This is a genomic window from Marinomonas gallaica, assembly GCF_001639745.1.
Lineage (GTDB): Bacteria > Pseudomonadota > Gammaproteobacteria > Pseudomonadales > Marinomonadaceae > Marinomonas > Marinomonas gallaica.
In genome coordinates this window covers 14856-35132 of the sequence record NZ_LTAX01000002.1, presented here as the reverse complement: position 1 = coordinate 35132, position 20277 = coordinate 14856, and the positions used below count along the sequence as shown (strand labels likewise).

Below are 20277 nucleotides of genomic sequence, written 5' to 3'. Positions count from 1 at the left end.
GGAAATGCTATGCAAGAGTTTGAGTTAATTCGCTCGATCTTTCAGTCCTCAATGATGGCCAATACGGAAGGGCGTCACGATATCCTTCTGGGGATAGGTGATGACTGTGCTCAGGTGCAGGTACCGGAAGGTCAGAGTCTCGTTTTTTCTATGGATACCTTGGTTGAAGGGCGTCATTTTCCATTTGATGCTGACCCTGTCGATATTGGTTATCGTGCTGTCGCGACCTGCGTTAGTGACCTTGCGGCGATGGGCGCTAAACCCGCCTTTTTTACGCTTGGCTTAACCTTGCCAGAATCTGACCCTCAATGGTTGGCTGGGTTTGCTGAAGGTATGGCGGAATTAGCGGAGCCAATCGGCTTGTTATTAGTCGGTGGAGATACGACCAAAGGGCCATTAACGATTACCTTGCAAGTGCATGGCTATGTAGAACAAGACTTAACGCCGCGTCGTAGCCAGGCTCAAGTGGGAGATGATATATACGTCACAGGAACATTAGGTGATGCGGCCGCTGCAGTGCCTATTGTGACGGGGGAGCTGCATGTAAATGCCGATCGTTTTGATCATTTCTATGAGCATTATTGGCGTCCGACGCCACGCTTAATTGCTGGCATGGCGCTCAAACGAGTAGTGCACAGTATGCTGGATGTTTCTGATGGTATTGGACAAGATCTACAGCATATTACGCGAGCATCAGGTGTAGGGGCTCGAATTGATATCAATGCGTTGCCGATATCGGATGTACTGTTAGCATGGCAACCTGAGAATGCACGCGTATTAGCGTTAACGGGCGGCGACGACTACGAGCTGTGTTTTACTGCACCGCAAAGCGCACGCGATGAGATTCAGTTAATCTTGCAGACCTTGCATTTACCTTGCACGCGTATTGGTGAAATAACCGAATCAGGTTTTGATGTAGAAGGCTTTGACGGTGAAGCGTCTGGTTGGCAACATTTTTAATATTCAGAGAATCGTTATGGCTGATAAGCATCCTGTGCCGGATACAGTTTGGCGCAACCCCATACATTTTTTAGCATTTGGCTGTGGCTCAGGCACTGTTGACAAAGCGCCAGGCACCTTTGGTACGTTGGCGGCCATTCCTTTGTATTTGTTGATGCAGGATTTGGCCGTTGGTGATTACTTTATTATGCTGATGGTAACCGCATTGGCAGGCATCTATATCTGTGGCAAAACATCCTCAGACCTTGGTGTACATGATCATGCCGGTATTGTATGGGATGAATTTGTTGGTTTTTGGATCACCATGTGGATGGCACCAGAGGGGTGGAGCTACATCATTTTAGGCTTCATCTTATTCCGCATTTTTGATATTTGGAAACCTTGGCCAATTTTACTTGCAGACAAGCATATTCATGGTGGCTTTGGCATTATGTTTGATGACATATTGGCCGGTATTATGGCGTTCTTTGCGCTGCAGGGTATTGTTAAGCTTATCGGCTAGTACCTATATAAAGCATGAAGAGCCAACGTTATGTTGGCTTTCTTTGTTTGGCACCCTTCACTGCAAGTGCGTATAATTCCCTTCATTATTGATCTATTAAGGTGCTATGAACTTGTCCCGTGAATTGTCACATCATCAAGCCTTCCAAACGCACAGCCTAAATGAGTTAGGCGTGGTGAGTTGGATGCATGGCACATCACCTGTTCATGGCGAGGTTTTTCGCTCGCCGCAGCCTTGGCTGCGTGCTGACGGTGTGCAAACGATTGCGCCTGCTGTCGACGATGGGGCTTCTTTTAGATCCGTTGAGCCGCCTGCACTGGCCGTTGCGCCGCAGCAGAAAGACGCATCAGTCGCAGATTTACGTCGTCAGCTCGGTGCGGCGCCTGAAGTGATTGTAGAAGACCTTCAGCCCATAGAAGAGACGATAGCTGTTCCTACTGTGGCGTTGCCTGAAACGGTACAAGGCTTGCCTACTTCCGTTCAATTAAATGGGTATTTGTTGGCGGGACGACTGTTGCTGTTGACGGATTTGCCGCGCTCATTTAACGAGCCTGAAGCATTAGACAAACTGGCGATAAGCCTTGCTAAGGCATTGTTGAAACAAGATATTAGTGATTGGAGCAGTGGACAGTTTGTTTGGCCTGGGAAGTTAAAAAACCGTTATCTAATTGGGCGAAAAGATTGGGCTCTTGGTGGGTTTGAGCAATTCTTGAGTAATCAGCTTGCAGGACAAACCCCGCAATGGATCATTTTAGCGGGTGAGCAATGTAGTCAGTTCTTTGAGACCTTGCCTGATGATCATGCTTTAAAACTGATGCCAAACGCTAAAGTAGACAGTCTACCGCAGATGTTGCGCATTCCTGAGTTGCGTAAAGAGGCTTGGAAGATCATGCAATCGAGCTTTCGCTAAGGTGTATATGACGAATTCATATGTGTTGCGCGAGGCAACGTTATCTGATGCTGAGGCGATTTGTGCGTTAGAGCGCTCATCTGACCCGCATCCTTGGAGTGATAGCTTGATTAGGGAGGCGCTCCAGAGTCGACAGAACTGGGTGTTGGCGTGTACTGAAAGACCGCATCTTGTGGGCTGGTTAACGGCTTCTGTTCTGTTTGACCAATCTGAACTAGAGTTAGTAGTCACCGATGCCTCGAGACGCCGCCAAGGATTAGGTAAACGATTGTTGCGGCAATGGTTAGCTTGGGCGCGAGAACAAGAATGTGTAGAAGGTTTGTTAGAAGTGCGTGAATCGAACCAAGGCGCGATCGCTTTATATCAGCAGTTTGGCTTTGAACAGGTTGGTTCACGTAAAAACTATTACCCATTAGCTGGGGGCGGTCATGAACATGCCGTGCTCATGACATGCAAACTGAAAGAAGAGAGATAGTTCATGACGACAGTACTGGTACCGATTGCCAACGGCAGCGAAGACATTGAAGCGATCACCATTATCGATGTGCTACGTCGTGGTGGTGTCGATTTGACCGTAGCAAGCGTACATGAAGAGAAGCAGGTCAAGGCCGCCAATGGAACGAATATCGTTGCTGATGTGTTGTTGACGGATGTAGCTGAGCAAATGTTTGATGCTATTGTTCTGCCTGGCGGTATGCCGGGTGCTGAGCATCTACGAGACAGTCAGTTATTAATTGATATGCTGGAAAAACATGATATCCAAGATGCCCTTTTAGCCGCTATCTGTGCATCACCAGCCGTTGTTTTTGGAACACATGGTTTTGTCGTAGATAAACAAGCGACTTGTTATCCTGGGTTTGAAGAGGGTTTGACGGGGGCAGAATACATTGCCGACCAACCTGTGGTAATGGATGGTAATGTGATCACTGGGCAAGGTCCCGCAATGGCAATGGCGTTTTCTCTGGCGGTTCTAGCGAACTTAGAAGGAATTGAGAAAACACAAGAAGTGGCGCAAGGCTTGTTGTGTTAAAACACTTAATCTTGTCTAAATGGTCAATTGAAAAGTCGTAAATATCGACAAACTTTATAGTTTGCGGTTGTGTTTTGTCTGGACGAAAATACCATATCAGAGTAAAATTGATCAGATTTATTTAGTCGCGGCAACTCATAAAAAGCAGTAGTTATGGCGACGACATCAGCGAAATTTTATGAAAGCGAGGTGGGCCACGAGTTTACCTCGCTTTTTTGCAACCTAAAATAGGCTTTAACGGGAGGTTCCTTTGGCAACATCAGCGATTCTTGCTCTGGAAGACGGCACGATATTCAGAGGGGTGTCGATCGGGGCAGATGGCTCCTCAACCGCAGAGGTTGTATTTAACACCTCTATGACCGGTTATCAAGAAATTCTTACCGACCCTTCCTATGCTCGACAAATGGTCACGTTGACCTACCCACATATTGGTAACACTGGCGTTAACGCCGAAGACGAAGAGTCTAACCAAATTTGGTGTTCGGGCCTGATTATCCGTGATTTACCTCTACGCTCTAGCAGCTGGCGTCAACAAGAGACGTTAGATGACTACCTTAAACGTAAAGGCGTTGTAGGTATTGCGGACATTGATACACGTAAACTTACGCGTATTCTACGTGAGAAAGGTGCTCTAGCTGGCTGTATTATGGCTGGTGATAGCATTAACGAAGAGGAAGCTGTTGCACAAGCACAAGCTTTCCCTGGTTTGAAAGGCATGGATTTAGCCAAAGAAGTGACCACTGAAAAATCTTACGAGTGGACTGAGTCTACGTGGGATTTAGTAAAGGGTCACACAACACCTAGCGAATTCCCATTCCACGTTGTGGCGTATGATTTTGGTGTTAAAACGAACATTTTGCGTATGCTGGTTGAGCGTGGTTGCCGCTTGACAGTGGTACCTGCGAAAACACCGGCGAGCGACGTGCTAGCCATGAACCCAGATGGTGTTTTCTTGTCAAATGGCCCAGGTGACCCAGAGCCATGTGATTACGCAATCAATGCGATCAAAGAAATCCTAGAAACTGAAATCCCCGTTTTCGGTATTTGTCTAGGGCACCAACTGCTTGCATTGGCAAGCGGTGCTCAAACCGTAAAAATGAAGTTTGGTCACCATGGTGCAAACCACCCGGTGCAAGACATCAAGTCTGGCCGTGTCATGATTACCAGCCAGAACCACGGTTTCGCAGTCGATGAAGCGACGTTGCCAGCGAATCTTGAAGCGACTCACAAATCTTTGTTCGACAGCTCTCTTCAAGGTATTGCGCGTACTGATAAAAAAGCGTTCAGCTTCCAGGGGCACCCTGAAGCGAGCCCTGGTCCACATGATGTGGCACCATTGTTTGATCAGTTCATTGACAACATCAAAGCAACGAAAGCCTGAGCGAGAACGAGAAGACTATGCCAAAACGTACTGACATAAAAAGCGTCTTAATCTTGGGTGCTGGCCCGATTGTTATCGGTCAGGCCTGTGAATTTGACTACTCAGGTGCACAAGCCTGTAAAGCCCTTCGTGAAGAAGGCTTCCGAGTGATTCTAGTTAACTCGAACCCTGCGACCATCATGACCGACCCTGTTATGGCGGACGCAACGTACATCGAGCCGATTGAATGGCAAACGGTTGAGAAAATCATCGAAAAAGAGCGTCCAGATGCGGTTCTTCCGACCATGGGTGGTCAAACAGCATTGAACTGTGCGCTGGATCTTGAGCGTCACGGCGTTTTGGAGAAATACAATGTTGAGATGATTGGTGCGACAGCGGATGCGATTGATAAAGCAGAAGACCGTCACCGTTTTGATGAAGCAATGAAAGCCATTGGTCTGGAATGTCCACGTGCTGGCATTGCACACAACATGGAAGAAGCGTTGAAAGTACAAAGCGAAGTTGGTCTTCCTTGTATTATTCGTCCTTCTTTCACTATGGGTGGTACCGGTGGTGGTATCGCTTACAACATGGAAGAGTTTGAAGAAATCTGTACGCGTGGTTTGGATCTTTCGCCAACCAACGAACTTCTCATCGACGAATCTTTGATCGGTTGGAAAGAGTACGAGATGGAAGTTGTTCGTGACAAAAACGACAACTGTATCATTGTCTGTGCCATCGAAAACTTCGATGCCATGGGTGTTCACACCGGTGACTCGATCACAGTTGCGCCTGCACAAACGTTGACAGACAAAGAATACCAAATCATGCGTAACGCCTCTTTGGCGGTATTGCGTGAGATCGGTGTCGAAACAGGCGGTTCGAACGTACAGTTCGGTATGGACCCAGAAACAGGTCGTCTTGTTGTTATTGAGATGAACCCACGAGTATCACGTTCATCTGCATTGGCTTCGAAAGCAACGGGCTTCCCAATTGCAAAAATCGCTGCGAAATTGGCGATTGGTTACACCCTTGATGAGCTGCAAAACGATATTACGGGTGGTCTAACACCAGCGAGCTTCGAGCCTTCAATCGACTACGTTGTAACGAAAATTCCGCGTTTCACTTTTGAGAAATTCCCAACGGCAAACGATCGCCTAACGACGCAAATGAAGTCGGTAGGTGAGGTGATGGCGATTGGTCGTACGTTCCAAGAGTCGATGCAGAAAGCATTGCGTGGTCTTGAAACAGGCTCTGATGGCTTCAATCCGCAGCTTGATCTTGAAGATGACGCAAGCAAAGAAATTTTGCAGCGTGAGCTGAAAGCACCAGGTGCCGATCGTATTTGGTACATCGGTGATGCTTTCCGTGCTGGTATGAGCATGGAAGAGATTTACGAGCTTACGGGTGTTGATCCATGGTTCTTGGTGCAAATCGAAGATCTGATTAAAGAAGAGCAAGCGCTGAAAGTGACGGGTCTTGCTGAGCTTGATTACGACTACATGCGCCGCCTAAAGCGCAAAGGTTTCTCTGATGCACGTCTAGCAGCATTGCTAGATGTAACCGAGAAGTCTCTTCGTGAACGTCGTTACCTTGTAAACGTACATCCAGTGTACAAGCGTGTTGATACTTGTGCCGCAGAGTTTGCCTCTAACACTGCTTACATGTATTCCACATACGAAGACGAATGTGAAGCTGCGCCGAGTGATAAAGAGAAAATCATTATCCTAGGTGGTGGTCCAAACCGTATCGGTCAAGGTATCGAGTTTGACTACTGTTGTGTACACGCAGCGCTAGGTTTACGCGAAGACGGCTTCGAAACCATCATGGTGAACTGTAACCCTGAAACGGTATCGACTGACTACGATACGTCTGATCGCTTGTACTTTGAGCCAGTCACGCTTGAAGACGTACTTGAGATCGTTCGTAAAGAGAAGCCAACAGGTGTGATTGTACAGTTTGGTGGCCAAACGCCGCTTAAAATTGCGCGTGCTCTACAAAACGAAGGTGTGCCAATCATCGGTACCACACCAGAAGCGATTGACCGTGCCGAAGACCGTGAACGCTTCCAAAGCATGATCCAGCGTTTAGGTTATAAGCAACCTAAAAACGCGACGGTTCGTTCTACGGAGCAAGCGATTGTGAAAGCGGCTGAGATTGGTTACCCACTGGTTGTACGCCCATCGTACGTACTGGGTGGTCGTGCCATGGAGATCGTTTATAACGAGAAAGAGCTGACGCGCTACATGACGTCGGCAGTGAAAGTGTCTAACGACAGCCCAGTATTGCTTGATCACTTCCTTAACTCAGCGATCGAGATCGATATCGATTGTATCTCTGACGGTAAAGAAGTCGTGATTGGCGGCATTATGCAGCACATTGAGCAAGCGGGTGTTCACTCTGGTGACTCAGCTTGTTCATTGCCGCCTTACTCATTGCCTGCGGATGTTCAAGATGACATTCGTGCGATGATTAAGAACATGGCGCTTGAGCTAGGCGTTATTGGTCTGATGAATACACAACTTGCTGTGCAAGACGGTGAAATCTACGTGATCGAGGTGAACCCTCGTGCATCTCGTACGGTTCCATTTGTTTCTAAGTGTATCGGTCGTTCACTTGCACAAGTAGCGGCATTGGTTATGGCAGGTAAATCACTTGCTGAACTAGGCTTTACGGAAGAAATTATTCCTAGCTACTACAGTGTGAAAGAAGCAGTCTTCCCATTCAACAAGTTCCAAGGTGTTGACCCAATTCTTGGCCCTGAGATGAAATCTACGGGTGAAGTGATGGGTGTTGGCGATACGTTTGCTGAAGCCTTTGGTAAAGCTGTGTTGGGTGGCGGTACGGTGTTACCGACGTCTGGGAATGCGTTTATCTCAGTACGTGACCAAGACAAGCCGGGCTCTGTGGATGTGGCAAAACGCCTTGTTGGATTAGGCTTCAAACTGATTGCAACGGGTGGTACAGCTAAGTACCTAACGGAGCACGGTGTCGAAGTTAAGAAAGTAAACAAGGTAAATGAAGGTCGCCCACATGTTGTCGATATGTTGAAAAACGGCGATATCAGCTACATCATTAATACAACTTCTGGTACGCAAGCGATTGCGGACTCTTCGGTTATTCGTCGCACAGCATTGCAAGGTAAGGTGTGTTACACCACAACCCTAGCGGGTGCAGAAGCAACTAGCCTGGCGATCAGTAGCCAAGGCGAAGAGATCAAAGTCAGAAGATTACAAGATTTGCATACGGGGAAATAATGAAAAAAGTACCTATGACGGTTGAAGGCGAAGCGCGTTTACGCGCTGAGCTTAACCATCTTAAATCAGTTGTTCGTCCACGTGTGATTGCTGACATCGCGTCTGCACGTGAACATGGCGACTTGAAAGAAAATGCTGAATATCACGCAGCTCGTGAAGAGCAAGGTTTTTGTGAAGGTCGTATTTCTGAGATTGAAGGTAAGCTATCGGATTCTCAAGTCATCGATGTGAAAGCGATTGCCCATACTGGCAAAGTGATTTTCGGTACAACGGTAACCTTGTTTAACGTTGATACAGAAGAAACCGTTACTTACAAAATCGTTGGTGATGACGAGTCAGATGTGAAAGCGAAGATGATTTCTTATGCATCACCTATCGCAAAAGCGATCATTGGCAAAATGGAAGGCGACGAAGTTGTTGTAAAAATTCCAGCTGGTGAAGTGGTTTATGAAATTGAAACGGTAAAACACATCTAATTTAGATGTGTTTTCGCATAATCAAAAAACGCTAAGAGGGAGACTTCTTAGCGTTTTTTTGTTTTTATAAGTCAATATATCGTAAGATTCGCCGTTAAGTTGTATCACTGGCAATCTCAATTTACTCAATACGGAAGCGTCCTATGCAGCGACTATTTCTAACTTTATTTTGTGTGATCGCGCTCTCTGGTTGTGGCGAAGCAGAAGAGGGTGGTGATACCGGTGATGGCGGCGATGTTGAAACGCCTACGACACCGACAACCCCAACGACACCTGAGGAACCAACGACACCAGAAGAACCTACAACACCAGAGGAGCCGACGACACCTGAAGAACCGACGACACCAGAGGAGCCTACAACACCAGAAGAGCCTGTAGATCCTGTTGATTATACCGTCGATACAGCCTTGCAAGCACCGGTGTCATTGGTTGCGGTCGCAGCAAATCAGCAAGTTGTACTGCGTTGGAATGAAACACCGAATGCTGGCGCTTATACGGTTTATTACTCTACCAATGAAATTACCGCGGACAGTAATTTGGCGGACTTGTTGATCGCCGTAGACAGTCTAGAGGCGACGACCTACACCTCTCCTGAGGCGTATTTATCCAATGGCACGCCTTATTATGTTGCGGTGGTTGCTAAAGAGTCATTGGCTTCCACGACTGTGAGCGGCTTTAGTCCGATTAAGGTGGTTACTCCTCAAGATAATGGTGTGAATGCGGCTGATTTAGCTCAGGTGCGGGAGTTAAACGATACAGGGTCTCGTTTTGCGGTAAGTTCAGACACTCATCAAGAGACATGCGAAAGGGGGGATCGGTTAGCATCGGGTCAAGATTGTAGTTTTGGTCGTGATGTAGACTCCATGGCAAATGGTGATGAGGATGGTATTGCAGGATTTAGTTTCAGTAAGATCGGAGATGATGGCAGCGTATTAACGGCCGATTCTGAAGAGTGGCATTGCGTATTGGATAATGTAACGGGCCTTATGTGGGAAGTGAAAGAAGCAGGAGACAGTGCTCGTGGTGGCACTCTTAGCTCAGGTTTACACGATGCGGATGATGCATTTACCTGGTACGAGCCGTCGTTGAGTGGGTCAGGTGTAACCGAAGGGACGCAAAGTAATGTAAATTCACCAGATACTTGTTTCGGCTATAACGATGTAGATGGCTTCTGCAATACTTCTGACTTTGTGGCTCGCGTGAATCTTGAGAATCTATGTGGTTTCAGTGATTGGCGTTTACCTACTTCAAATGAATTATTGAGTATTGTTTATTATGGTCACAACTTTGCTCGTCGTTCAACGATTGCATTAGATACAAATTACTTCCCAATGTCGGATGACACACTAGTTGATAGTTTTTGGACCACGTCGCCTTATTACGATGATTCCAGTCGAGCATGGCGTGTTTATTTACGAGATTTTCGTTCGAATGGACAGCTGCTTGGTGTAGTGGATGGCTTGTCTAAAGGAACCAGTGTTGGTGTCATGTTAGTAAGGACGGCCCATGAATAAGTTAACGTTACTCTTAATCAGCTTTTTTTTAGGAAGTGCTTACGCGGCTTGCAGTACCTCAACCATCGATCCAACAGCGCCTGCTTCGCGTTTCACGGTTAACGAAGAGCAAGGTGTTGTGACGGATCATGCTACGGGGCTTATGTGGAAGCGTTGTGTGGAGGGATTTTCTGGAGCGGATTGTCGCACAGGAAGTCCTCTGCAAACGACTTTTGTTGGTGCCGTAGAGCATATCGACTCGATTAACGAGAGCGATGGCTTTGCAGGTTTTGATGACTGGCGTTTACCGAATGTAAAAGAGTTACGCAGTATTGTCGAAGAGCAATGTACTCGTCCGTCTCAAAATGAAGATGTTTTTCCGTTAAAAAATACTGAGGCGGCGGATGACTCGGCAACACTTAATAGTATGGTGCTCTTTACTTCAACGCCAACGTCTTATTACGATGCCGACGATACCTATGTTTGGGCAGTGAGTTTTTCAACGGGGATTTTGGAGAGAACCTCAGTTGGCGAATATAACTACGTCCGTTTCTTCCGGTTGGTGCGAGACGCTCGTTAAGGTTAGGCATATGCGCAAAAAAGCATTACTTCTTGCGGTTTAGTGTGTGAGAAGTCGTACTTTTTAAGGTCAATAATGGGTGTCTGAATGCAAATTAATAAAATTTAAGCAGAGGACACTGTTATGCGCCAATCACTTCTCGGTAAAAATGCGGCGATTACTGGCGCTGCATCTGGCATCGGCTGGGCCAGTGCAAAAGCAATGTTGGAGTCTGGTGCCACGGTTGTGTTAGTGGATCGTGATGCAGGCGCTTTAGAGCGGGTTTGCAAGGATTACGATAAGGCAAAGCCTTTAGTTATGAACTTGCTTGATAGTGATGCCTGTAAAACGTTGATGCTCCAAATTCTAAGTATGATCGAAGGGCCTCTTGATATTTTTCATGCTAATGCGGGTTTATATGTTGGAGGGGATCTGGTGGACTCGGATCCCGATATGATCGACAGAATGCTGCATCTAAACATTAATGTGGTCATGAAAAACGTGCGCGATGTCATTCGCCATATGGCCCCTCAAAAAACGGGTGACATTATCGTTACTAGTTCCTTGGCGGCGCATTTCCCAACACCATGGGAGCCGGTTTATGCGTCTTCAAAATGGGCAATTGATTGCTTTGTGCAAACAACGCGTCGACAGGTATTTAAAGATGGTTTGCGGATTGGTTCTGTATCACCAGGTCCTGTGATTACCTCTTTATTGGATGATTGGCCTGAAGAGCAGTTAGAGGCAGCGAAAGCGTCTGGAAGTTTGGTTGAAGCCAGCGAGATCGCTGAGATTATTTTATTTATGTTAACGCGGCCTCGAGGAATGACCATTCGAGATGTGGTTGTCATGCCAACAAACTTTGATTTATAGGAAGACATTGATGAGAAAAGGGCCGTCATAAAATGACGGCCCTTTTTAATTTATAGCGTTTAAATACATTTATTGTGCGTCTTTAAAGGCCATGATCAAGGCTTGAGTGGAGGCATCTAATTGCTGATTGTCAGTTTCATTAACAAGGCGATTATAGATGTCTGTGCCCAATACTTTGCCTAGCTCAACGCCCCACTGGTCGAACGAGTTAATGCCCCAAATTGTACCTTGAACAAAGGTACGGTGTTCGTATAGGGCTATTAACGAACCCGTTGTGAACGGAGTAAGTTGCTCGGTAAGTAGAGTGTTACTTGGGCGGTTACCCGGAATCACTTTGTGCGGTGCAATCTCTTCGACTTGAGTTTCACTTGCGCCCGCATCACGTAACTCTTGCTTTGCCTGCTCCAAGCTTTTGCCGACCATTAAGGCTTGCGCTTGGCTGACGCAGTTTGCAAACAGCTGTGCGTGGTGATCAGCAACGGGGTTATGTGTTTTCAAGGGCGCAATAAAATCGACTGGAACAAGACGTGTGCCTTGATGTAATAACTGATGATAAGCATGCTGACCATTTGTACCAGCGCCACCCCAAATAATGGGGCCTGTATCGGTCGCCACGCCTGAACCATCGACTAAGTTCGCTTTGCCGTTACTTTCCATATCCAGCTGCTGAATATGCGCAGGCATGGCGCGTAAGTAATGATCATAAGGGATCAAGGCGTGAGTTTGAGCGTTGTGAAAGTTACTGTACCAAACGCCTAATGCGCCCATGATTACCGGAAGGTTTTGATCAAAAGGTGCTGTTTCAAAGTGCTTGTCCATGGCGTGAGCGCCATCCAGTAACTCATAAAAATGATCCATGCCGACGGCGACAGCAATTGGCAGTCCGATCGCAGACCAAAGTGAGTAGCGTCCACCCACCCAGTCCCACATAGGGAAGATGTTTTCTTCAGCCATACCAAAGTTAACGGCTTTTTCGACATTCGAACTTACCGCAGCAAAGTGCTTTTTAATATCCGTTTCAGGTACGCCCTGATCAAGACACCACGCACGTGCCGCATTGGCATTGTGTAAGGTTTCAAGCGTGCCAAAAGACTTAGATGAGACGATGAATACAGTGGTTTCAGCATTCAGTCGTTTGAGCTTATCTGTGATGTCTGAGCCATCGATATTGGCGACAAAGTGTACATCGATATCATCGTGTTTGTAGGGTGTTAACGCTTCAGCAACGACCTTGGGTCCAAGATAGGAACCACCAATGCCGATGGATACGACGTCGGTGATTTTCTTGTCACTGTAGCCGCGCCATTTACCACTGTGTAGCTGAGAAACGAATGTCTCCATTTGTTTCAATGTACTGCGCACTTCATCCAGTACGTTCACACCATCAACCATTAGAGTTTCTTGAGCTTTGCTAGCACGAAGGGCGACATGTAACACAGAACGGTTCTCTGTGTTATTAATAGGCTCGCCATTAAACATGCCTTCAATGGCTGGTTTCATACCTGCTTGCTCTACCAATTGTAGTAGCAGTTTTATGGTGTCGGTGTTTGCTCGGTTTTTAGAGTAGTCTAATGTCCACCCTGCAGCGGATGTTTTGAAAGACTTGGCACGTGTCGCGTCGTCAGCAAATAGCTCAGTCATATGTACCGAAGCCATGTCCTGCTGATGTTGTGCCAGTGCTTGCCACGCGGTTAGTTGCGTTGGTGAGCTCATGACAATCTCCCTAGGTTGAGTGTAAGAGTATTACGGCAGTTCAACAGTTATATTGTCGATCAACCGTGCTTTGCCTAAATAGGCGGCAACTAGGATCACTAGTTGCTTCTCTTTCTCTGATGGTGTTAGTAAATCGTGTTGTGCACGTATTTCAAAGTAGTCACGCTCAAATCCCACTGCTTCAAGCTTCTGTAGAGCTTGTTCGCAAATGTCAGCGTAGCTTACGTGACCTTCTAAGATGCTTTGCTTTGCCCATAGAAGGGTTTGGTAAATGGTCGGCGCGATGCTGAGTTCTTCAGCGCTTAAGTAACCATTGCGTGAGCTCATAGCAAGGCCTGATTCAGCTCGTGCAATGTTTACACCAATGACTTTGACATTTGAGCTTAAGTCGCGAGCCATGTCTTCAATGACTTTTAATTGTTGAAAATCTTTGTTACCAAATATCGCACAATCAGGCATGACGATGTTAAAAAGTTTTGTGACGACGGTAGCGACACCCACAAAGTGTCCCGGGCGTGTTGCACCACATAGAATATCAGATAAACCAGTCACTTCGATTTGAGTTTGGCTGCGTTTCCCGTCAGGGTACATTTCCAATGCCGAGGGCGCGAATAAATAGTCGCAAGTATTGCTCTCTAGCAATGCCTGATCTTCTGTTAGCGTACGAGGGTAGCGTTCGAGGTCTTCATTCGCTGAAAATTGCATCGGGTTAACGAAGATAGAAGCGACGACGACATCTCCTTCTTGACGAGCTCGACGAACTAAATCCATGTGCCCTTCATGAAGATTCCCCATGGTAGGAACAAAGGCAATACGTTTGTCTTGTAGGCGTTCGCTTTTTAAAGCTGTGCGAAGTTCAGCAATCGTGTGAAATGTTTTCATGCGTCAAATGTATGCTCAGATGCAGGGAATGAACCGTTTTTAACCTCTTCAACGTAAGCTGAAAAAGCTTGCTCGATGGTACGACCGTTGGTTAAAAAGTTTTTTACGAAACGTGCCGGACGGCCAATATTAATCCCCAGCATATCGTGCATAACCAATACTTGGCCATCTGTATAAGCGCCTGCGCCAATGCCAATAACGGGGACGCTAATGGCATCCGTTAGGATTTTACCGAGTGCGGCAGGGATGCATTCGTACAGCAAGATATCTGCGCCAGCCTCTACTAATTCTAACGACTCTTTCAGGATAAGATCGGCAGCGGCTTGGTCTTGGCCTTGAACCTTATAGCCTCCCAGCTTGTGCACGGCTTGCGGCGTTAAGCCAAGGTGTGAGCAAACCGGAATGCCGCGTTCAGACAGTAAGCGCACTGTATCTGCGAGCCAGCTACCGCCTTCAAGCTTAACCATATTAGCACCTGCTTGCATCAGTTTAGCGGCGTTGTCGAGTGCTTGATTTGGGGAGCTATAACTCATAAAAGGCATGTCGGTCAGTATGAAAGCATGGCTGTTACCGCGTTTTACGGCGGCTGTGTGATAACACATGTCGTCAATGGAAACCGGAAGCGTGCTATCTTGGCCCTGTACTACCATGCCTAATGAGTCACCCACTAAAATCGTTTCCACACCCGCTTGATTCATGGCATGGGTGAAGGTGGCATCGTAGCAAGTAAGGCAGGTGAATTTTTCACCGTCCTGTTTCATTCGTTGTAGTTTAGAAAGGGTGATAGGGCGAGTGGGTTTCTTCACTGACGTGTCTGAGTACATAACTTACGCTTCTTTTATTGCTACCAAGTCACTGGTATCAAGTTGACTGACATGCTCTGCAACAGTTTTGCCATTATGCAGTAGCAGCTCTGGCGCTAGATCCAGCAAGGGACGGATCACGAACCCGCGTTCTAGCATAAAAGGATGGGGTACGGTCAGGCGTGGAAGCTCTATGGCGTCCTGGTTGAATAGTAGTATATCCAAATCGAGGGTACGAGGCCCCCAATGGCGCTCGCGAATGCGGCGATGTGCTTGTTCTATGCTTTGCAATAAATCGAGCGTAGCAATGCCATCGAGCTCCGTATTGAAATAGGCGACGGCATTAATGTAATCGGGTTGGTCTTGGGGACCAACTGGCTTGCTTGAGTACAATGATGAGCAGGTGAAATTGTGAATATCACTGTGCTTTTGTAGATCCTCTAATGCGCTTTTCAGCTGCGCCAATGGGTTGTCTAAATTGCTTCCCAGTCCGATGTATACATGGTTCATTACGCTGATTTACTCTTCCGGTGTTTGCTTTGCATTATTTTTACGACGGCGCGGGCGACGGCGTTTCGGTTTTACACCATCGGTTTTGCGTTCGTCGGCTTTGTTAATGAGGTCGCGTTGCTGATTTTCGGGTGCTTGCTGAAAGTTGGTCCACCAGTCGCCCAATCCACCCATTTCTGTTCCGCTTTGTTCGCGAATTAATAGAAAATCGTAAGCGGCACGGAAGCGAGGATGGTGCAAAAGTGTTAAGGCACGCTTGCCATAGCGTTTAGGTAAGCGGAACTGCAAATCCCAAATTTCACGCATCGGGGTAGAAAAGCGACGCGGTATCGCCGTCGAGGCCACTTGATTATCTAACACCATGGTGGCAGCTTGATGCAGTGCAGGCATTTCAGGCAAACCTTGCTTTTCAAACTCTTCGTGACGAAGTGACACACTTGGCCATAATAGGATAGCGTATAAGAAGTAAGGTGCCGTACTGCGACCACTTTGGATACGCTGATCAGTATTGTTTAGACCTTGTAAGATAAAGGCTTCAGGATCGATGTCTTTACGGTGCCAGCCACTCTTGAGTAGAGCATCCGTGTCAGGAAATAAATATTTGAATAAACCGTATTCACGCAGCAAGGTGTATGTAACGGCGCCATAGCCGCTGCCTAATAACTTCAGCACTTCTTCAAATAAACGAGCGGGTGGGATGTGATCCAATAGGTGCGCCATTTCTTTGATTGGCGCGGCTGTTTCCGCTTCAATCTCAAAGTTTAGCTTGGCGGCAAATCGGATCGCGCGCAACATACGCACGGGATCTTCTTGATAGCGCTGGCGAGGATCCCCAATGATGCGTATTTGACGATTAGCAATGTCTTCTAGGCCACCGCAGTAATCGTTAATCGAGAAATCTGCGATGTTGTAGTACAAGGCATTGAATGTAAAATCACGACGCTCAGCATCTTCTTCGATGCTGCCGTAAACATTGTCTCTTAGGATGATGCCATGTGACGATTTGGCCGTATCTTTGTCTTTCAAAGACTTTTTCTGGTCCATCTCTGCTGGCTGTTGTGCAGCAGTATTGGCGCGGAAAGTAGATACTTCGATCATTTCCCGTCCATAGGTGACATGGACAAGTTTAAAGCGGCGACCAATTAGGCGTGAATTCGAAAACAATGCATGAGCTTGTTCTGGGGTGGCGTTAGTCACCACATCGAAATCTTTAGGCTCAATGTCTATGAGATGGTCTCGGATACAGCCACCCACGAGGTAGGCATCGAATCCTGCTTCATGTAATCGGTAAAGAACTTTCAGCGCGTTGGGGCTGATGTTCTTTCTCGAGAACGTGTGTTTGTCTCTGGGAATTTCCAGAGGTAGTTTTCGAGACTCGTCTGAGCCAAAAAGGGAAGTCGCTTTACGAACCAAAGACTTAAAACCTGCAAGCATTATATAAATAATTCAACTATTGATGGGTTTGAATATTCTACACGGGTGAGATGGAAGTTACACGATAAACAAAGAAGGAATACAAAGGAATACGATAAGATGGGGTAATAATAAGAAAGGGTATTGCAGAAAAAAAGCGAAAATAAAATAATCGCTTTGGATACATGAAGATACTAGTTCCGAAAACAAAGTTCGTGCTGCTTCTGCAGTTCTACTCAAGTTTTATTTTTATTATTGCAATGTCTTCATCGCCTAAACGGCTTGCATATCTAAAAAAATCAATTATCCAAAGCGATTTTTCCATCCGTAGTCTCAAATTTTATTTTTGTTTTAAGAGACTACGGTGTTCCTTATGTTTTATTTTTATTTGAAGGAACGTTTACAATGATTAACTTATTTTTATTATCGTCAATCTTGTTATCGTTGTGTCATATATAAGGCATTTGTTGTGCCACTTTTTACAATATACTGAAAAGTAAGGATTTTTTCGTAAAGTTGTGCACTTTGTTTACGATTTTAGTCGGGCTTTTTGGGTAGTATGGTATCAAGTGTTACTTTTGTTCTGTTACTTTTCGTGGAATTTTGAGTTTTTGACGCCGTTCCCAAAGACTTTTTCGGGATATGCCCAGAGATTGTGCAAGCTGTGTTTCGGTCATTTTATGTTGGTGCGTCAAGACAAAATGCTTGAAGTAATCATCAAGAGTGGAACCTTCGATCACGAACGCTGAAGGGGTATCGGAAGCGGCGTCATTATGCTCTGTCTTTGTTACGATTGCATGACCTTCCCTGTTCTTTAACTTGAGGTTGTGAGCATCCAATTTTCCCTCGGGGCTAAGAATGACTGCACGCTCTAAGGCGTTTTCTAATTCGCGTACATTGCCGGGCCATTGATGTGAACGTATTGCTGCATCAAATGTTTTGGTGTATCGCGGTAGCGCTTTGTCATGCTTCTTGCAGGCTTTTTCAAGCAGTACCTTAGCGATGAGGGAAATGTCTTCACCACGCTCCCTTAGAGCGGGCACGGATAGCTCCATCACGTACAGGCGGTAATATAAATCTTCACGGAACATGCCGTTTTGCACCATCTGCAAAAGGTTTCGGTGTGTTGCGGTCACTAAGCGGATGTCGACATGGCTTGACGTTACCGCGCCGACTCGACGAATTTCGCCTTCCTGTAATACTCGTAATAGCCGTGCTTGGGCTTCAAGTGGTAACTCACCGATTTCATCTAAGAATAGAGTCCCTTCATCGGCGGCCATAATAAGCCCATCTCGTGCTGATACCGCGCCAGTAAAGGCGCCCTTTTCATGACCAAAAAGCTCTGATTCGATAAGATTTTCGGGGATGGCAGCACAGTTGACACTGATGAGTGCGTTATTTTTGCGCTTAGATAAATTATGGATCGACTTGGCCACCAGTTCTTTACCCGTACCAGACTCACCATGAACTAGGACTGTGGCATCTGTTTTGGCAACTTTTACAAGTTCATCAAACAAAGTGTGCATGGCGGGACTGTTGCCAATAATGCCGCTTTCTGGAGAGCCGAGTTTAGGGGTGCTAGGCGAAGTTTCACTCGACGCGAATAAGCTGATGTTCTCCGGTGTGGTGGGTGATTGAATACTTTTGTCTTGTTTAGGTTTTTCCAGTGCTGCGATCACTTGCGCTAAGACGGTGTCCGAATCGGTAGGCAGTGGAATAAAGTAGTTCGCGCCCTTTGACATGTATTCAATGGCGGCATTTAAGCTTGGGCGTTGATCAAAAATAATAAACGTTTGATGTTTTATTTTAGTTAAGGCGTCGTCTGGGGCAACGTCTGCATCAATCAGAAGTAGCTCGAAGTCATCCAATTCGTAATGCTTAATGGCTTGGTCGATTGATTGGCTAATATTGACGTGAAAACCATTTCGGCTTAACCAGCGATCCACTTCTTTTAGTGGTGAGTGATCACCGCAAATCACCATAACATGATACATTTTTGTCACCCCTTGTAACTTGGTGTCACGATTATACTCACTTTTAGCAGGGGTGCGAGTGCGGCTATTGGATGAGGTGTTGGTCTGTATCAAGCAATGCAAGGTTTGCTTGGGATAGTTGCGTAGGTTGCCAGTGCTCAGTTGCCCAAGATAGCAATTGTAGCAACGAGTAGTCCCGAGGGGCGTCTTTAAAACCTAGATAATACAATACCCGTAGTAGAACCTGTCGCTCCCCATTTGGAATGGCTTTAGCATGATTTTGTTTACTTATTTTATCGCCGAATTCATTCACAATAAGGGGTAAGTGCATCATAGCTGGTGCTTGCCAACCAAATTGTTGGTAAAGCCAGAGTTGTTGACCGGTGGTGTCTAATAAATCGGCACCGCGTACGATATGGCTAATGTGTTGCAGGTGGTCGTCTACCACTACCGCTAACTGGTAAGAAAAGTAGCCATCTTTGCGTTTTAATACTGGGTGATTCGATGGTTGGCTAATATCAAAATATTGTTTGCCTTGTATAGGGTCACAATATTCGTAGCGGCCGACTTCACAGAATGCGCGCCATGAGTGAGGATGGTTCATATCACATTGGCATTGATTTGGGTGTAGTCCGCTATTGGCCTTTAAAGAAGCGCGGGTGCACTGACAAGGGTAGGCTAGGTTTGATGTAATGAGTTGTTCTAAGAAGTGTTGATAAAGGCTTTGGCGGTCGGATTGACGCACTACATCCTCATCAGAAATAAGATGATAACTGGCTAATGTATCGAGAATAGCTTGCTGAAAGGAGTCTTGGCAGCGAGTGCCGTCGACATCTTCTAGGCGAATTAACCAAGTACCTTGTTGTTGGCGAGCATCTAAGTAACTCGCAACGGCACTGAGCAAAGAGCCGAAATGAAGCGGGCCGGTAGGCGATGGTGCGAACCGGCCGCGATAAGCATTGGGCATGGTTTAGTTGCCGATTTGCTTCTCTTTTATTTCAGCAAGTGTTTTGCAATCGATACACATGCTTGCAGTAGGGCGAGCTTCAAGTCGACGGATGCCGATATCAATGCCACACTCATCACAGAAGCCGTAGTCGTCTTCGTTGATACGCTCGATGGTTTGGTTGATTTTTTTAACCAATTTACGCTCACGATCTCGAGCGCGTAACTCTAGGCTAAACTCTTCTTCTTGGCTGGCGCGATCGTTTGGATCAGCGTAGTTCACCGCTTCTTCTTGTAAGTTGTGAACGGTGCGATCAACCTCTTCCATCAGGTTTTGCTTCCAGTTGAGAAGGATGCTTTTGAAATGCGCCAATTGTTTTTCGTTCATGTACTCTTCACCGTCCGCCGCAACGTAAGGTGTAAAGTCTTTCATCAATGATTCAGGATTTTTACTTGGCATAGTCTTGCCTCACTTCCCAGGTGTTCCTTGTGGTAACCTGTTTACATTAAGTTAAAGTGGTTTAATTTTTCGGGCGGAAAGTTATCAGATAATCCGAGTTATAACCACATTTTTTGCGCAAAAAACGTTATTCTTTTCCAAGCATATTTACGGACGTT

General features: G+C 46.4%; 19 protein-coding genes. 11 read left to right on the top strand and 8 right to left on the bottom strand.

Annotation, left to right across the window (positions count from 1 at the left end):
• Positions 1-9: 9 nt before the first annotated feature.
• From thiL to AYW76_RS02240, 11 genes are all read left to right on the top strand, one after another.
• Positions 10-960: a thiamine-phosphate kinase gene (thiL, locus tag AYW76_RS02290; RefSeq protein ID WP_067215252.1), complete on the top strand. Its 951-nt coding sequence runs from the start codon at positions 10-12 to the stop codon at positions 958-960.
• A gap of 16 nt (positions 961-976) precedes the next feature.
• Positions 977-1462 (top strand): phosphatidylglycerophosphatase A family protein, encoded by a 486-nt coding sequence (locus AYW76_RS02285; protein WP_067215249.1) that lies wholly within the window; start codon positions 977-979, stop codon positions 1460-1462.
• Positions 1463-1568: 106 nt separating this feature from the next.
• Positions 1569-2372: a hypothetical protein gene (locus tag AYW76_RS02280; RefSeq protein ID WP_082866069.1), complete on the top strand. Its 804-nt coding sequence runs from the start codon at positions 1569-1571 to the stop codon at positions 2370-2372.
• A gap of 7 nt (positions 2373-2379) precedes the next feature.
• A complete protein-coding gene (rimI, locus tag AYW76_RS02275; RefSeq protein WP_067215248.1) occupies positions 2380-2847 on the top strand; it encodes a ribosomal protein S18-alanine N-acetyltransferase in 468 nt (155 codons plus the stop codon).
• Between the two features lie 3 nt (positions 2848-2850).
• Positions 2851-3402: a DJ-1 family glyoxalase III gene (locus tag AYW76_RS02270; protein ID WP_067030325.1), complete on the top strand. Its 552-nt coding sequence runs from the start codon at positions 2851-2853 to the stop codon at positions 3400-3402.
• 250 nt (positions 3403-3652) lie between these two features.
• The gene (carA, locus tag AYW76_RS02265; RefSeq protein WP_067030330.1) at positions 3653-4783 is read left to right on the top strand and encodes a glutamine-hydrolyzing carbamoyl-phosphate synthase small subunit; all 1131 of its coding nucleotides are present in this window, start codon (positions 3653-3655) and stop codon (positions 4781-4783) included.
• A 17-nt stretch (positions 4784-4800) separates the two neighbouring features.
• Positions 4801-8019: a carbamoyl-phosphate synthase large subunit gene (carB, locus tag AYW76_RS02260; protein WP_067215245.1), complete on the top strand. Its 3219-nt coding sequence runs from the start codon at positions 4801-4803 to the stop codon at positions 8017-8019.
• Positions 8019-8495: a transcription elongation factor GreA gene (greA, locus tag AYW76_RS02255; RefSeq protein WP_067030337.1), complete on the top strand. Its 477-nt coding sequence runs from the start codon at positions 8019-8021 to the stop codon at positions 8493-8495. Before carB ends, greA begins: the two co-directional genes overlap by 1 nt.
• A 143-nt stretch (positions 8496-8638) precedes the next feature.
• Positions 8639-10009, top strand: coding sequence for an Lcl C-terminal domain-containing protein (locus AYW76_RS02250; RefSeq protein ID WP_067215243.1), 1371 nt, complete (start codon positions 8639-8641; stop codon positions 10007-10009).
• A complete protein-coding gene (locus AYW76_RS02245; protein ID WP_067215240.1) occupies positions 10002-10568 on the top strand; it encodes an Lcl C-terminal domain-containing protein in 567 nt (188 codons plus the stop codon). Before AYW76_RS02250 ends, AYW76_RS02245 begins: the two co-directional genes overlap by 8 nt.
• A 123-nt stretch (positions 10569-10691) precedes the next feature.
• Positions 10692-11420 (top strand): SDR family oxidoreductase, encoded by a 729-nt coding sequence (locus AYW76_RS02240; protein ID WP_067215237.1) that lies wholly within the window; start codon positions 10692-10694, stop codon positions 11418-11420.
• A 69-nt stretch (positions 11421-11489) separates the two neighbouring features.
• Here the strand turns inward: AYW76_RS02240 and pgi are convergent, their stop codons facing one another.
• The 8 genes from pgi to dksA form a co-directional block, all read right to left on the bottom strand.
• The gene (pgi, locus tag AYW76_RS02235) at positions 11490-13133 is read right to left on the bottom strand and encodes a glucose-6-phosphate isomerase (protein ID WP_067215234.1); all 1644 of its coding nucleotides are present in this window, start codon (positions 13131-13133) and stop codon (positions 11490-11492) included.
• Positions 13134-13163: 30 nt separating this feature from the next.
• Positions 13164-14015 (bottom strand): pantoate--beta-alanine ligase, encoded by an 852-nt coding sequence (gene panC / locus AYW76_RS02230; protein ID WP_067215232.1) that lies wholly within the window; start codon positions 14013-14015, stop codon positions 13164-13166.
• Positions 14012-14839, bottom strand: a complete 828-nt coding sequence (gene panB, locus AYW76_RS02225) for a 3-methyl-2-oxobutanoate hydroxymethyltransferase (protein ID WP_067215228.1) — start codon at positions 14837-14839, stop codon at positions 14012-14014. The genes panC and panB overlap by 4 nt, the downstream gene beginning before the upstream one ends.
• 3 nt (positions 14840-14842) lie before the next feature.
• The gene (gene folK, locus AYW76_RS02220; protein ID WP_067030358.1) at positions 14843-15328 is read right to left on the bottom strand and encodes a 2-amino-4-hydroxy-6-hydroxymethyldihydropteridine diphosphokinase; all 486 of its coding nucleotides are present in this window, start codon (positions 15326-15328) and stop codon (positions 14843-14845) included.
• Positions 15329-15337: 9 nt separating this feature from the next.
• Positions 15338-16762, bottom strand: a complete 1425-nt coding sequence (gene pcnB, locus AYW76_RS02215; protein ID WP_067215225.1) for a polynucleotide adenylyltransferase PcnB — start codon at positions 16760-16762, stop codon at positions 15338-15340.
• A gap of 551 nt (positions 16763-17313) precedes the next feature.
• On the bottom strand, positions 17314-18735 hold the full coding sequence (locus AYW76_RS02210) for a sigma-54-dependent transcriptional regulator (RefSeq protein WP_067215222.1): 1422 nt from the start codon (positions 18733-18735) through the stop codon (positions 17314-17316).
• A 64-nt stretch (positions 18736-18799) separates the two neighbouring features.
• The gene (gene gluQRS / locus AYW76_RS02205) at positions 18800-19681 is read right to left on the bottom strand and encodes a tRNA glutamyl-Q(34) synthetase GluQRS (RefSeq protein WP_067215218.1); all 882 of its coding nucleotides are present in this window, start codon (positions 19679-19681) and stop codon (positions 18800-18802) included.
• Between the two features lie 3 nt (positions 19682-19684).
• Entirely contained in the window at positions 19685-20119 is a 435-nt protein-coding gene (gene dksA / locus AYW76_RS02200) for an RNA polymerase-binding protein DksA (RefSeq protein WP_067094957.1), read from the bottom strand.
• Positions 20120-20277 lie beyond the last annotated feature (158 nt).

Bases quoted from the DNA above. Each gene is read 5' to 3' on its own strand.
- thiL (WP_067215252.1), top strand. From the start codon at position 10: ATGCAAGAGTTTGAGTTAATTCGCTCGATCTTTCAGTCCTCAATGATG.
- AYW76_RS02285 (WP_067215249.1), top strand. From the start codon at position 977: ATGGCTGATAAGCATCCTGTGCCGGATACAGTTTGGCGCAACCCCATA.
- AYW76_RS02280 (WP_082866069.1), top strand. From the start codon at position 1,569: ATGAACTTGTCCCGTGAATTGTCACATCATCAAGCCTTCCAAACGCAC.
- rimI (WP_067215248.1), top strand. From the start codon at position 2,380: ATGACGAATTCATATGTGTTGCGCGAGGCAACGTTATCTGATGCTGAG.
- AYW76_RS02270 (WP_067030325.1), top strand. From the start codon at position 2,851: ATGACGACAGTACTGGTACCGATTGCCAACGGCAGCGAAGACATTGAA.
- carB (WP_067215245.1), top strand. From the start codon at position 4,801: ATGCCAAAACGTACTGACATAAAAAGCGTCTTAATCTTGGGTGCTGGC.
- greA (WP_067030337.1), top strand. From the start codon at position 8,019: ATGAAAAAAGTACCTATGACGGTTGAAGGCGAAGCGCGTTTACGCGCT.
- AYW76_RS02250 (WP_067215243.1), top strand. From the start codon at position 8,639: ATGCAGCGACTATTTCTAACTTTATTTTGTGTGATCGCGCTCTCTGGT.
- AYW76_RS02245 (WP_067215240.1), top strand. From the start codon at position 10,002: ATGAATAAGTTAACGTTACTCTTAATCAGCTTTTTTTTAGGAAGTGCT.
- AYW76_RS02240 (WP_067215237.1), top strand. From the start codon at position 10,692: ATGCGCCAATCACTTCTCGGTAAAAATGCGGCGATTACTGGCGCTGCA.
- pgi (WP_067215234.1), bottom strand. From the start codon at position 13,133: ATGAGCTCACCAACGCAACTAACCGCGTGGCAAGCACTGGCACAACAT.
- panC (WP_067215232.1), bottom strand. From the start codon at position 14,015: ATGAAAACATTTCACACGATTGCTGAACTTCGCACAGCTTTAAAAAGC.
- panB (WP_067215228.1), bottom strand. From the start codon at position 14,839: ATGTACTCAGACACGTCAGTGAAGAAACCCACTCGCCCTATCACCCTT.
- folK (WP_067030358.1), bottom strand. From the start codon at position 15,328: ATGAACCATGTATACATCGGACTGGGAAGCAATTTAGACAACCCATTG.
- pcnB (WP_067215225.1), bottom strand. From the start codon at position 16,762: ATGCTTGCAGGTTTTAAGTCTTTGGTTCGTAAAGCGACTTCCCTTTTT.
- AYW76_RS02210 (WP_067215222.1), bottom strand. From the start codon at position 18,735: ATGTATCATGTTATGGTGATTTGCGGTGATCACTCACCACTAAAAGAA.
- gluQRS (WP_067215218.1), bottom strand. From the start codon at position 19,681: ATGCCCAATGCTTATCGCGGCCGGTTCGCACCATCGCCTACCGGCCCG.
- dksA (WP_067094957.1), bottom strand. From the start codon at position 20,119: ATGCCAAGTAAAAATCCTGAATCATTGATGAAAGACTTTACACCTTAC.